We start from the raw sequence: 13,207 nt of genomic DNA on the forward strand, positions 1-13,207 counted from the left end.
ACCACGGGGGCGGGGGAGGGCACCCGGTCCGGCTCAGACCTTCCGGACCGTCACTGTGACCCGCTCGCCGTCGCCGGCCTCGCCGGCGAAGCCGTCGAGCCCCTCGGCGAAGTCGATGCTGTCGGCCAGCACCTCCCGGGCCACGAACTCGGTGTACGCGGCGACCGCCGCGCGTACGTCCTCGGAGGCGGAGACGGCCACCGTGATCCGGTCCGACACGTCCAGGTCGGCGTCGCGGCGTGCCTGCTGCACGACCCGGACCACGTCCCGGGCCAGCCCTTCGGCGGCCAGCTCCGGCGTGACCTCGGTGTCCAGCACGACCACGCCCTCACCGCCGGGTAGCGGCGCGGAGTGCTCGGCGTCGGCGGCGACCAGGCGCAGCTCGTACTCGCCCTCGGCGAGCGTGACCCCGGCGGCGACCGGGGCGCCGTCGCGCAGCTCCCACTCCCCCGCCTTGACCGCCTTGATCACCTGCTGGACGGCCTTGCCGACGCGCGGGCCGAGCGCCCGCGGCACCACGGTGAGAACCTGCTGGCAGTACGCGGACACCTCGTCGGTGAGCACTACCTCCTTCACGTTGACCTCGTCGGCGACCAGGTCGGCGAAGGGCCGCAGCTGGGCGGCGACGGGCGAGGCCACTGTCAGCTTCGCCAGCGGCAGCCGTACCCGCAGGCCCTTGGCCTTGCGCAGGGACAGCGCCGCCGAGGCGACCGCCCGGACGTTGTCCATCGCGGAGACCAGCTCGTGGTCGGCCGGGAACTCGTCCGCCCGCGGCCAGTCGGTCAGGTGCACCGACCGCTCGCCGGTCAGCCCGCGCCAGATCTCCTCGGCGGTCAGCGGCGCCAGCGGCGCGACCACCCGGCACAGCGTCTCCAGCACCGTCGAGAGCGTGTCGAACGCGTCAGCGTCGCCGGCCCAGAACCGGTCCCGGGACCGGCGCACGTACCAGTTGGTCAGCGCGTCCAGGTAGGACCGCACGGTGGCGCACGCGCCGGAGATGTCGTACGCGTCCATCTGCGCGCCGACGGTCGCCACCAGCTCGTTCGTCTTCGCCAGCACGTACCGGTCGAGCACGTGCGTGGAGTCGGTACGGCGACGCGCGGTGTAGCCGTCGGCGTTGGCGTAGAGCGAGAAGAAGTACCAGACGTTCCACAGCGGCAGCAGCACCTGGCGCACCGCGTCCCGGATCAGCGACTCGGTGACCGCCATGTCGCCGCCGCGCAGCACCGGCGAGGACATCAGCATCCACCGCATCGCGTCCGACCCGTAGGAGTCGAACACGTGGTAGACGTCCGGGTAGTTGCGCAGGCTCTTGGACATCTTGCGGCCGTCCGAGCCGAGCAGGATGCCGTGGCTGATGCAGTTGCGGAACGCCGGCCTGTCGAACAGCGCGGTGGCCAGCACGTGCATGGTGTAGAACCAGCCGCGGGTCTGCCCGATGTACTCGACGATGAAGTCACCCGGGTAGTGGTGCTCGAACCACTCGCGGTTGGAGAACGGGTAGTGCACCTGGGCGAACGGCATCGAGCCGGACTCGAACCAGCAGTCCAGCACCTCCGGCACCCGGCGCATCATCGACTTGCCCGTCGGGTCGTCCGGGTTGGGACGGACCAGGTCGTCCACCGCCGGCCGGTGCAGGTCGGTCAGGCGTACGCCGAAGTCACGCTCGATGTCGGCCAGCGACCCGTACACGTCCACCCGCGGGTAGTTCGGGTCGTCGGAGCGCCACACCGGGATCGGCGAGCCCCAGAACCGGTTCCGGCTGATCGACCAGTCGCGGGCGTTGGCCAGCCACTTGCCGAACGAGCCGTCCTTGATGTGCCCGGGCGTCCAGTTGATCTGCTGGTTCAGCTCGACCATCCGGTCCTTGAACTTCGTCACCGCGACGAACCAGGACGACACCGCCTTGTAGACCAGCGGGGTGTCGCAGCGCCAGCAGTGCGGGTAGGAGTGGGTGTAGGTGTCCTGCCGCAGCACCACCCCCCGCTCCTTGAGTTCCCGGATCACCGGCTTGTTCACGTCGAAGACCTGCTCGCCCTGGTACGGCGGCACCAGCGCGGTGAACCGGGTGTGGTCGTCCACGGTCACGACGGTGGGGATGCCGGCGGCGTTGCAGACGTTCTGGTCGTCCTCACCGAACGCGGGGGCGAGGTGGACGATCCCGGTGCCGTCCTCGGTGGTGACGAAGTCCGCGGCGAGCACCTGGTAGGCGTTCTCCCCGGCCGGCTCGACCAGGAAGTCGAACAGCGGCGTGTAGCGACGCCCGACCAGGTCCCGGCCGTACACCGTGCCGACCTGCTCGTACCCCTCCAGCTCCTTGGCGTACGCGCCGAGGCGCGCGGCGCCGACGACGTAGCGCTCACCGTCGCGTTCCAGCACCGCGTACTCGATGTCGGGGCCGACGGCGAGCGCCACGTTCGACGGCAGCGTCCACGGCGTGGTGGTCCACACGCCCAGCTTCACCGGCCCGCGCAGCAGCTCGGGGGCGGCGTCGTCGGCGGCCAGCTCGAACCACACCGTCAGCGTCGGGTCGTGCCGGTCCCGGTAGACGTCGTCCATCCGGGTCTCGGTGTTCGACAGCGGGGTCTCGCACCGCCAGCAGTACGCCAGCACCCGGAAGCCCTCGTAGACCAGGCCCTTGTCGTGCAGGGTCTTGAAGGCCCACATGACGCTTTCCATGTAGTCCAGGTCGAGCGTCTTGTAGTCGTTGGCGAAGTCGACCCAGCGGGCCTGCCGGGTGACGTACCGCTCCCAGTCGTGCGTGAACTCCAGCACGGAGGTGCGGCAGGCGTCGTTGAACCGGGCCACGCCGAGGTCGAGGATCTCCGCCTTGGTGGTGATGCCGAGCTGCTTCTCGGCCACCACCTCGGCGGGCAGGCCGTGGCAGTCCCAGCCGAACCGGCGCTCGACGCGCCGGCCGCGCATGGTCTGGTAGCGCGGCACCACGTCCTTGACGTAGCCGGTGAACAGGTGGCCGTAGTGCGGCAGGCCGTTGGCGAACGGGGGGCCGTCGTAGAAGACGTACTCGTTCTCGCCGTCGCGGCCGGCGTCGCGGGCCTCGACGGACGCCTCGAAGGTCTTGTCGGCCGTCCAGTGCTCCAGGACCCGGCGCTCGACCGCGGGCAGGTCCGGGCTCGCCGGGACACCGGCGCCGGACGGGTCGTGCAACGGATAGGCCATCGCCTGTCGCTCCTCAGCAGCTCACTCGTCTGTGCTCTGCGAGGACGAGCCGGATCCGGTACGCCGTGACCGGCGTCCCGGGCGTGGCCCGCGGTACCACCCCGCTTGGCGGCCGAGGTGCGACCGCCCGCTCGTTGGCCGGCTGTGACGGGCCGTCCCGTCCGGTTCTACTGGGCCGGTCACCCGGCTGTTCCTCCGGAGGCTCACCGGTGATGGCCGGGTCGTCGCCTGTGCGTTCAAGCGTACTCGACCCCCTGCCCGCCGTGCCGCGCCGCCGGGTATTCCACTGCCCGGCGGGGTGTCAGCGGCGCGACGGGGCCGGGAGGGTGGTGGTCCAGAGCGAGGCGCCGGAGCGGTCCCGCAGGTGGACCGTCAGGGCCGCCGACGGGCCGTCGATCGTGACCTCGCCGAAGTGCTGGAAGCCCTCGGCCGGGGAGGTGTTGGCGCGCGGCGGGGCGTGCACGAACACCGCCTTCGGGCCGAACGTGCCGTCCAGCGCGTTCGGGCCGAATGCGCCCGCGTGCGCCGGGCCGGAGACGAACTCCCAGAACGGGCTGAAGTCCCGCACCGCCGCACGGGCCGGGTCGTAGTGGTGGGCGGCGGTGTAGTGCACGTCGGCGGTGAGGAACACCAGCCCGGTCACCCCGGCCCGGTGCGAGGCGCGCAGCACCTCGGCGAACTCCAGCTCCCGGCCGGCCGGCGCGCCGTGGTCGCCCTGCGCCACGCCCTCCTGGGCGTCTGCCCCGTCCGGCACCACCACGCCGATCGGCAGGTCGTTGGCGATCACCTTCCAGGTGGCCCGGGACGCGCGCAGCTCCCGGATCAGCCACTCCCGCTGCGCCCTGCCGAGCAGCCCCCGGTTGCGGTCGGCGTACGTGTTGCCGTCGTTCGGGTCCTTGTAGGTGCGCATGTCCAGCACGAACACGTCCAGCAGCGGCCCGTACGACAGCTTGCGGTACATCGGCCCGCCGGCCGGCACCGGCAGCCACTCGTGGAACGCCTGCCGGGCCCGGGCGGCGAGCACGTCCACCCGCTTCTCGCCGTACCGCTCGTCGGTCAGGATCTCCCCCGGGTACCAGTTGTTCACCACCTCGTGGTCGTCCCACTGGTTGATCTGCGGCACCTCGGCGGCGAACGCCCGCAGGTGCTCGTCGAGCAGGTTGTACGCGAACTGCCCCCGGTACTCGGCGAGCGTCTCGGCCACCTTGCTCTTCTCCGGCGTCACCAGGTTGCGCCAGGTGCGCCCGTCCGGCAACACCACGCTCTCGGTCAGCGGGCCGTCGGCGTACACGGTGTCGCCGCTGCACAGGAAGAAGTCCGGGCGGCGCTCCCGCATGGCCCGGAAGATCGCCAGCCCGTCGAAGTCGGGGCTGATCCCCCAGCCCTGCCCGACGATGTCGCCGGTCCACACGAACCGCACGTCACGCCGCTGCTGCCGGCCGGGGGCGGTGGCGAACGAGCCGGTCAGCGGCTCGCTGCACAGGCCGTGCCGGTCCAGGCTCTCCACCCGTACCCGGTAGTGCAGCCGCTGGCCCGCGGGCAGGCCGCGCAGGCGGACCTTGCCGGTGAGGTCGCCGGTGGGGTCGACCACCGGGCCGCGCACCAGGCGGGCGCCGCGCAGGTCCGGCCGGCGGCTCACCTCGACCAGCATCCGGCCGGGCCGGTCCGCGCGGGTCCAGACCAGCGCCGAGTCGGCGGTCACGTCGCCGCTCTGCACGCCGTGGGTGAGCAGCGGCCGGCCGCCGGGCCGCAGGCCGGGTGCGGCGGGCGCGCCGGGCGCGCCGAGCAGCGCGCCGCCGGCGACTCCGGCGCCGGCGACCAGGCCGGCGCGGAGCAGGGTACGTCGATCGATGTGCGTCATGGGTTCTCCCGGTCTCGGCAGTGTCGCCAGCCCGGTCTACCGGCCGCAGGTGGCCGGGAACTCCGGTCGAGGTGACCGGAACGTCAACGATTATTGTCGGCCCGGCCATGACCACCGTCACACCGCAGGCGCGTCACGCCGCGCCCGCCGTGCCCCGTCCTGTGCGCGTACCCCAACCAACGAGGAGGCGGCGATGAGCCGGATGGACATGGCGGCGGTGGCGCCAGAGGCGTACCAGGCCGTGCTGGGCCTGGAGAAGTACGTCCGGACGAACGTGGACCACACCGTGCTGGAGCTGGTGAAGCTGCGGGCGTCGATGCTCAACGGCTGTGCGTTCTGCGTGGACATGCACAGCCGGGAGGCGCTGGGGGCCGGGGAGGACAGCCGCCGGCTGTTCGCGGTCGCGGCGTGGCGGGAGGCGCCGTTCTTCGACGAGCGGGAGCGGGCCGCGCTGGCCCTCACCGACGCGGTGACCCGGCTCGGCGAGCACGGCGTGCCGGACGACGTCTGGGACGGCGCGGCGAAGGTGTGGTCGGAGAAGGAACTGGCCGACCTGGTGGTGGCGATCGCCACCATCAACGTGTGGAACCGGGTCGCGGTGACCTGCCGGACGCAGCCGCCGGCGCAGGTCTGATCGCTGACACACGACGGCCCCGGTCCCGCCAGGAGCGGGCCGGGGCCGTCGGCGCGTCGGTCAGGCCAGCTCGGGGAACCAGAGCGCGATCTCGCGCTTGGCGCTGTCCGCCGAGTCGGAGGCGTGCACCAGGTTCTCCCGGTTCGACAGCGACAGGTCGCCCCGGATCGTGCCGGCGGCGGCCTTGCGGCCGTCGGTGCTGCCGATCATGGCGCGCACCACCTCGATCACCTGGTCGCCGGAGAGCACCAGCGCCACCAGCGGGCCGCTGGTCATGAACGTCTTCAGCGGCGGGTAGAAGGGCTTGTCGACGTGCTCGGCGTAGTGCTGGTCGGCGAAGTCGCCGTCCATGGTCCGGCTCACCATCGCGTCGATCCGCAGGCCCTTGCGCTCGAAACGGGACAGGATCTCGCCCACCAGACCGCGGCGCACCGCGTCGGGCTTGATCAGTACGAGCGTCCGCTCGTCCGGGCTGCTGCTGGACACGCTGGTTTCCTCCTGCGCACTCAAACGGGGTCGGCTGGGTACGGTCAGCGTAGCGACCCGGTCCCGGCGCCGGCGCGGCGGCTGCGTCTTCCCTGGCCCGCCGTGGCGGCCTAGCCTGGCCCTGGAACCCCTGGGAGGTCCACTGTGGCGAATGGCGGGAACCGCACGATCGCGCCGGTACGCAAACTGATCGGCACGGTGCTGGGCACCGTCGCCACCTTCGTGACGGTGTTCGGGCTGGGCATGACCAGCTGGGCCATCGTGGCGCTCGGCGTCGCGCTGCTGGTGCTGGCGATCGCGCTGGCCACGGTACGCGGCGGCGGTCGCACCTGGGTGATCGGGCTGGGGCACGTGCACAGCGCCTCCGAACCACCCACCCAGTACGCGTTCGGCCGCTGCGAGCTGCAACTGGTGATCGACGCGCCCGGATTGCCGCCCCGGTCCAAGAAGATCATCGAGCCGCGGGTGCCGGTCGCCAAGTGGCCCTCGCTCGGCCAGGCGCTGCCGGTCCGGGTGGCGCTGGACGACCAGCGGCACGTGCGCGTCCTCTGGGACGAGGTGCCCACCCACGCGGAGACCGCCGCCGCGGTGGCCGACCTGCCGCCCGAGTACGACACCCCGGACCCGCTGGACGAGCCGCTGATCGCGCAGGAGGCGCCGCCGTGGGCCGGGCGCGCGCCCGAGGACGACTTCCGCGACGACTACCCGCCCGCGCCGGAGGAGTACCTGGACGACGTGCCCCGGGCCGAGGAGCGCGAGCCGGTGGTGCTGCACCAGAGCCCCAGCGGCCGGATGGTGCTGGAGGGGCAGCTCGTCGAACCGGCAGCCGCCGGCCCGCTCCCCCGCCGCGCCCCGGCGCCCCGCGTCCCGGCCGAGGAGCCGATCGGCGCCCCGGCACCCGACAGCACGCGCGCCGAGGCGGCCGACACCGTTCCCGTCGAGACCGTGCCCGACCCGATCGACGTGCCGCTGGACGACCCGGCGGACGCGCCCCGGCGCTCCGACACCCCGCCCACGGCCGAGGAGCTGGACGAGGCCATCTTCGGCCCGTCCGCCTCGTCCGGCCCGGCGGACGCGGCCGAGCCGGACGGGCTGGGCAGCCCGATCAGCGGCGTCGGCATCACCCTGCTCGTCACCGACCTGGACCGGTCCCTCGACTTCTACCGCGAGCTGGGCTTCGACGAGCTGGACCGGGGCGAGGGCAACGCCGTGCTCGCCTCCGGGCCGACCCGGCTGGTGCTGCGCCGGGTCACCGGCGCCGCCCCGATCAGCCGCCGGCTGGTGCACGTCAACCTCGAGGTGGACGACATCCAGGGCGCGTACGAGCGGCTGCGCGAATCGGGCGTCCGGTTCACGTACGCGCCGCGCGTGGTCAACCGGGGCACCAAGCTGGAGGTGTGGGCGGCGGCCTTCCGTGACCCCGACGGTCACGGCGTCGCCCTGACCCAGTGGCGCACCCTCGCCGAGGTGTAAGGAAGGGCCCCTTCTTAACGCCTCAGGTAGAGGAAGGGGCCCTTCTTAACACAACACCGCGCGGCACCGCGCCGCGCGCGACGGCGCTCAGCCGAGGATGACCCGCCGCACGTGCAGCGCGTACGCCCACACCAGCGCGAACATCACCCCGAGCGCGAACAGCGACCAGTGCAGCAGCCCGGAGAGCAGCAGCAGACCCTGAAGCACCGTGCCGGCGTGCCACGCCCACGGTCGGCGCATCAGGCCGGCCAGCACCACGCAGGCGACCGCCAGCGCCACGATCGCGCCGATCGCCGCGCCGCTCAGGTCACCGCCGACCACCCGGATCGGCTGGATGGCCAGCAGCAGCACCAGCGCCTCCAGCGCCATCGTGCCGGCGCCCAGTCCACGTACCGCCTTGTCCGGGTTCCGGAGCCCGGACCGCCGCTCGCCGCCCGCCTGCTCCGGACCGGCCTGGCCCTCCGGCGTGTCGCCGGCCGCCGGTTCAGGGCCCGGACCCTGCTGCGGGCCGGTCATCGCTTGAGCAGCCGGCGGGCGTCGGCCACTGTCACCACCGATCCGGTGACCAGCACGCCCACCCCGGCCAGCTCACCCGGCACGTCGGACTCGGCCTCCGCCACCGCCGCCTCGATCGCGTCGGGCATCTCCCGGGCCACCTGCACCCGCTCCGGCCCGAAGATCTCCCGCGCCAGCGCGGCCAGCTCGTCCACCGGCATCGCCCGGGGCGAGCTGTTCTCCGCCACCACGATCGAGTCGAGCACCGGTTCGAGCAGTTCCAGCAGGCTCGCCGCGTCCTTGTCGCCGAGCACCGCCAGCACGCCGACCAGCTTGCTGAACGCGAACTCCTCCTGCAGCGCGGCCACCGTGGCGGCCATGCCGTGCGGATTGTGCGCGCCGTCGAGCAGCACCGTCGGCGCGGTCCGTACCCGCTCCAGCCGGCCCGGCGAGCTGGTCGCGGCGAAGCCCTCCCGGACCGCCTCGATGTCGAGCTGCCGCCGGGCACCGGCGCCGAGGAACGCCTCCACCGCGGCCAGCGCCACCGCCGCGTTCTGCGCCTGGTGCGCGCCGTGCAGCGGGATGAAGATCTCCTCGTACACGCCGCCCAGGCCCTGGATGGTCAGCACCTGGCCGCCGACGGCGACCGCGCGGCGCAGCACGCCGAACTCGGCGCCCTCCCGGGCGACTGTGGCGTTGACCTCGGCGCAGCGTTCCAGGATCGGGCGGGCCGCCTCCTCCTCCTGCGCCGCCGCGATCACCGTGGCGCCGGGGTGGATGATGCCGGCCTTGTGCAGCGCGATGTCCTCGATCGTGTCGCCGAGCCACTCGGTGTGGTCCAGCCCGATCGGGGTGATCACGGCGACGCCGGCCTGGATGACGTTCGTCGCGTCCTCCGCGCCGCCGAGCCCGACCTCCACCACGGCCACGTCGACCGGGGCGTCGGCGAACGTGGCGAACGCCAGCGCCGTGGTCATGTCGAAGTACGTCAGCGGCTCGGCGAACCGCTGGTCGACCAGCTCGGCCAGCGGCGCGATCTCCCGGTACGTGGACACGAACCGCTCCTCGCTCACCGCCTCGCCGTCCAGGCTGATCCGCTCCCGGACGGTCTCCAGGTGCGGGCTGGTGTAGCGGCCGGTGTGCAGCCCGAACGCCCGCAGCAGCGAGTCGATCATCCGGGCCGTCGAGGTCTTGCCGTTGGTGCCGGTCAGATGAATCGACGGGTACGCCCGCTGCGGGCTGCCCAGCAGGTCGAGCAGGGTTTCGATCTTCTCCAGCTCGAAGTGCATCCGGGTGAAGCCGCGCGCGTTGAGCGCGGCCTCCACCTCGGCGAACGCGCTGCGGTCGGTGCGGTCGGTGCGGTCGCTCACGAGGGCAGCGCCTCCAGGGCGGCGTCGATCCGGACCAGGTCCGCCTCGGCCACCGCCAGCCGTTCGCGGATCTTCGCCACCACCGGCTCGGGCGCCTTGCCGACGAACGCCGGATTGTCCAGCTTCGCCCGCGCCTGGGTGGCCTCCTTCTCGGCCGCCGCCCGGTCCTTGGTGAGCCGGGCGCGCTCGGCGGCCACGTCGATCGAGCCGCGAGTGTCCAGCGCGACGCTGACCGCGCCGGGCATGGCCAGCGTGGCGCTGGCCTGGAAGTCGTCGCCGGGCGCGTCGAGCCGGGCCAGCGAGCGCACCAGCGGCTCGTGCGCCGCGATGCCCGCGCCGGTCAGGCCGTCGAGCCGCGCGGCGACCCGCTGGGTCGGCCGCAGCCCCTGGTCCGACCGGAACCGCCGGACCTCGGTCACCACCCGCTGGAGGGTGGCGACTTCGCCTTCCGCGGCGTCGTCGACGAGGGTACGGTCGGCGACCGGCCAGGACGCCGTCAGTACGGTCTCGCCGCCGCTGAGCGCGGACCACAGCTCGTCGGTGACGAACGGGATGACCGGGTGCAGCAGCCGCAGGAGCTGGTCCAGCACGTGCCCGAGCACCCGCCGGGTGGCGTCGGCAGCGGGGCCGCCCTCGGCGAGCACCGGCTTGCTCAGCTCCACGTACCAGTCGCAGACGTCGTCCCACGCGAAGTGGTAGAGCAGGTCACAGACCTTCGCGAACTCGTACGCCTCGAACTGCTCGTCGACCTCGGCGGTGACGTGCGCCAGCCGGGACAGGATCCACCTGTCGACGGTGGAGAGCTCGGCGGCGTCCGGCAGCGGGCCGCCGGTGTGCGCGCCGTTGAGCAGCGCGAACCGGGTGGCGTTCCAGAGCTTGTTGCAGAAGTTGCGGGAGCCCTGGCACCACTCCTCGCTGACCGGCACGTCCTGACCGGGGTTCGCGCCCCGGGCCAGCGTGAACCGGGTGGCGTCGGCACCGAACCGGTCGATCCAGTCCAGCGGGTCCACCACGTTGCCGAACGACTTCGACATCTTCTTGCCGTGCTCGTCGCGGACCATGCCGTGCAGCGCCACCACGTCGAACGGCTGCACGCCGTCCATCGCGTACAGGCCGAACATCATCATCCGGGCGACCCAGAAGAACAGGATGTCGTAGCCGGTGACCAGCACGCTGGTCGGGTAGAACTTCGCCAGGTCCGGGGTGCGCTCGGGCCAGCCGAGCGTGGAGAACGGCCACAGGCCGCTGGAGAACCAGGTGTCCAGCACGTCCTCGTCCTGCCGCCAGCCCTCGCCGGACGGCGGTTCCTCGTCCGGGCCGACGCAGACGATCTCGCCGTCCGGGCCGTACCAGACGGGGATGCGGTGACCCCACCACAGCTGGCGGGAGATGCACCAGTCGTGCATGTTGTCGACCCAGGCGAAGTAGCGCTTGGCCAGCTCGGCCGGCTCGATCGCCACCCGGCCGTCGCGCACCGCGTCGCCGGCGGCCTTCGCGAGCGGCCCGGTGTTGACGAACCACTGCAGCGACAGCCGCGGCTCGACAGTCGTCTTGCAGCGCGAGCAGTGCCCCACCGCGTGCAGGTACGGCCGCTTCTCGGCCACGATCCGGCCCTGCTCGCGCAGCGCTGCGACGATCGCCGGGCGGGCCTCGTACCGGTCCAGGCCCTCGAACGGGCCGGGCGCGGTGATGATCCCGCGCTCGTCCATGATCGTCAGCGAGGGCAGGTCGTGCCGCTGGCCGATCTCGAAGTCGTTCGGGTCGTGCGCCGGGGTCACCTTGACCATGCCGGTGCCGAAGCTCGGGTCGACGTGCTCGTCGGCGACGATCGGGATCCGCCGGTCGGTGAGCGGAAGCTCCACCTCGGTGCCGATCAGGTGCCGGTACCGCTCGTCGTCCGGGTGCACCGCCACCGCGGTGTCACCGAGCATCGTCTCGGCACGGGTGGTGGCCACCACCACCTCGTCGCCGTAGCGGATCGAGACCAGCTCGCCCTCGTCGTCGGTGTGCTCCACCTCGATGTCGGACAGCGCGGTGAGGCAACGCGGGCACCAGTTGATGATCCGGTTGGCCCGGTAGATGAGCCCGTCGTCGAAGAGCTTCTTGAACATGGTCTGCACGGCCCGGGACAGGCCCTCGTCCATGGTGAAACGCTCGCGGTCCCAGTCGACGGCGTCGCCGAGCCGGCGCATCTGGCCCAGGATCGCGCCGCCGGACTCGGCCTTCCACTGCCAGACCCGCTCGACGAACTTCTCCCGGCCGAGGTCGTGGCGGGACAGCCCCTCACCGGCGAGCTGCCGCTCGACCAGGTTCTGGGTGGCGATGCCGGCGTGGTCCATGCCCGGCAGCCACAGCGCCTCGTACCCCTGCATCTTCTTGCGCCGGGTGAGCGCGTCCATGAGCGTGTGCTCGAACGCGTGGCCCATGTGCAGCGAGCCGGTGACGTTGGGCGGCGGGATGACGATGGTGAACGGTGGCTTCTCGCTGTCCGCCGACGCCCGGAAGTGTCCGCCGGCTACCCACTGCTCGTACCGTCGCTGCTCTACCTCGCCGGGCTGGTACTGGCCGGCGAGGGTCGGGGCGTCGGGGCGTCGGGCATCCAGTCTCTCGGTCACCCTGAAAGTCTACGGAGCGCTTTCGAGGACCTGACGTGCGCCACCGGTGATTCGCGTACGGTGGCGGTCATGTCCGACGCGCATCTCACCGAGCGCCCGGTCGACGGGGGTTCCGATCCGGTCGAGCTGACCGAAGAGCCGATCGAGCTGAGCCGCCGCGACCCCGCGCAGGAGCCCGAACGCCGGCCCGTCTCCCGGCGCCGGAAGATCGTCCTCGCCGCCCTGCTGGCGGCCGGCCTGGCCGGCGCCGGCGTGCTCGGCCTCGGTGGATGGCGGGTGCTCCAGCAGAAGGACACCACTCTCGGCCAGCCCACCGAGGTCGCCGGGCTGGTACGCGACGACAGCGAGCGGGCCCGCAGCACCGCCGACTACCTGCGCGACGGGCTCGCCGCCGACATCGAGCTGGACCGCGGCTACGGTGCCGTCTACTCCGACCGCGGCGACGCCAAGCGCTCGGTGCTGCTGTTCGGCGGCACCACGCTGCTCTGGCAGCCCGAACGCGACCTGGACACCCTGTTCGGGCTGATGGCCGACGAGACCGGCCGGGTCGCGGGCCTGCGCGAGGTGGACGCCGGCCGTTTGGGTGGCGTGATGAAGTGCGGTACGACGAGCGGCGACGGCGGTGACTTCGCGGTCTGCGGGTGGGCCGACCACGGCAGCGTGGTGATGGGCATGTTCCCGGGCCGGACGGTCGACGCCGCCGCGGCCCTGTTCCGGGACATCCGAGAGTCCGTCCAGACGCGCTGACCGCGACCTCGGCGGGCACTCGTCCACGCCAGTACGGCGAGGGGACAGGCACCCGCCCCGTCACGTCGCCGTGGTGACGGGTGCCTGTCCCCTCCCTGGTGACCGCTCCCCGCAATGGCGGCCCGGTTCGCCATACCGGGGAGGTGGCTGCATTCCCGGCACTCCGTTGCCGCCACCTCGGCGTAACGGCCCCCCGGATCGCCATTACGGCGTAGTGGTGGCCGGTTCGGCGGTTCGGGGAAGTGGTGGGTGGTCCACCGTTCACGCGCGCCGGCATGAGGGCCGGTTTTCGGAGTGGACGCGTTTCAGGGCCACCCCCTGAGGGGGTGGCCCTGAAATCGAATGT

Annotated in this window: 9 protein-coding genes; 3 read left to right on the top strand and 6 right to left on the bottom strand. The window is 72.5% G+C overall.

The window, feature by feature from the left end; all coding sequences use genetic code 11:
* Nucleotides 1-33 precede the first annotated feature (33 nt).
* Both ileS and HA073_RS28960 read right to left on the bottom strand, forming a co-directional pair.
* Nucleotides 34-3,180: an isoleucine--tRNA ligase gene (gene ileS, locus HA073_RS28955; RefSeq protein ID WP_166457753.1), complete on the bottom strand. Its 3,147-nt coding sequence runs from the start codon at nucleotides 3,178-3,180 to the stop codon at nucleotides 34-36.
* A gap of 301 nt (nucleotides 3,181-3,481) precedes the next feature.
* Entirely contained in the window at nucleotides 3,482-5,041 is a 1,560-nt protein-coding gene (locus HA073_RS28960) for an alkaline phosphatase (RefSeq protein WP_113972702.1), read from the bottom strand.
* A gap of 193 nt (nucleotides 5,042-5,234) precedes the next feature.
* Here HA073_RS28960 and HA073_RS28965 point away from each other — a divergent pair, with 193 nt between their 5' ends.
* Nucleotides 5,235-5,675 carry a carboxymuconolactone decarboxylase family protein gene (locus HA073_RS28965; protein ID WP_043328964.1) on the top strand — a complete coding sequence of 147 codons (441 nt, stop codon included), beginning with the start codon at nucleotides 5,235-5,237 and terminating at the stop codon, nucleotides 5,673-5,675.
* Between the two features lie 60 nt (nucleotides 5,676-5,735).
* Here the strand turns inward: HA073_RS28965 and ndk are convergent, their stop codons facing one another.
* On the bottom strand, nucleotides 5,736-6,161 hold the full coding sequence (gene ndk, locus HA073_RS28970; RefSeq protein ID WP_030503075.1) for a nucleoside-diphosphate kinase: 426 nt from the start codon (nucleotides 6,159-6,161) through the stop codon (nucleotides 5,736-5,738).
* Between the two features lie 144 nt (nucleotides 6,162-6,305).
* On the opposite strand from ndk, the gene HA073_RS28975 reads away from it, so the two are divergent.
* Nucleotides 6,306-7,634 carry a glyoxalase/bleomycin resistance/dioxygenase family protein gene (locus HA073_RS28975; protein WP_166457754.1) on the top strand — a complete coding sequence of 443 codons (1,329 nt, stop codon included), beginning with the start codon at nucleotides 6,306-6,308 and terminating at the stop codon, nucleotides 7,632-7,634.
* A gap of 87 nt (nucleotides 7,635-7,721) precedes the next feature.
* Here HA073_RS28975 and HA073_RS28980 read toward each other — a convergent pair whose 3' ends face one another.
* From HA073_RS28980 to HA073_RS28990, 3 genes are all read right to left on the bottom strand, one after another.
* Nucleotides 7,722-8,150: a DUF4233 domain-containing protein gene (locus HA073_RS28980; protein ID WP_166457755.1), complete on the bottom strand. Its 429-nt coding sequence runs from the start codon at nucleotides 8,148-8,150 to the stop codon at nucleotides 7,722-7,724.
* The gene (locus HA073_RS28985) at nucleotides 8,147-9,418 is read right to left on the bottom strand and encodes a folylpolyglutamate synthase/dihydrofolate synthase family protein (RefSeq protein WP_205798951.1); all 1,272 of its coding nucleotides are present in this window, start codon (nucleotides 9,416-9,418) and stop codon (nucleotides 8,147-8,149) included. Before HA073_RS28985 ends, HA073_RS28980 begins: the two co-directional genes overlap by 4 nt.
* Before the next feature lie 77 nt (nucleotides 9,419-9,495).
* Complete coding sequence (locus HA073_RS28990) at nucleotides 9,496-12,114, bottom strand: valine--tRNA ligase (protein ID WP_064448732.1); 2,619 nt, start codon at nucleotides 12,112-12,114, stop codon at nucleotides 9,496-9,498.
* 69 nt (nucleotides 12,115-12,183) lie between these two features.
* Here HA073_RS28990 and HA073_RS28995 point away from each other — a divergent pair, with 69 nt between their 5' ends.
* Nucleotides 12,184-12,861, top strand: a complete 678-nt coding sequence (locus tag HA073_RS28995) for a hypothetical protein (protein WP_043331013.1) — start codon at nucleotides 12,184-12,186, stop codon at nucleotides 12,859-12,861.
* Nucleotides 12,862-13,207 lie beyond the last annotated feature (346 nt).

The sequence above is a fragment of the Micromonospora sp. CMU55-4 genome, from assembly GCF_011602315.1.
Lineage (GTDB): Bacteria > Actinomycetota > Actinomycetes > Mycobacteriales > Micromonosporaceae > Micromonospora > Micromonospora chalcea.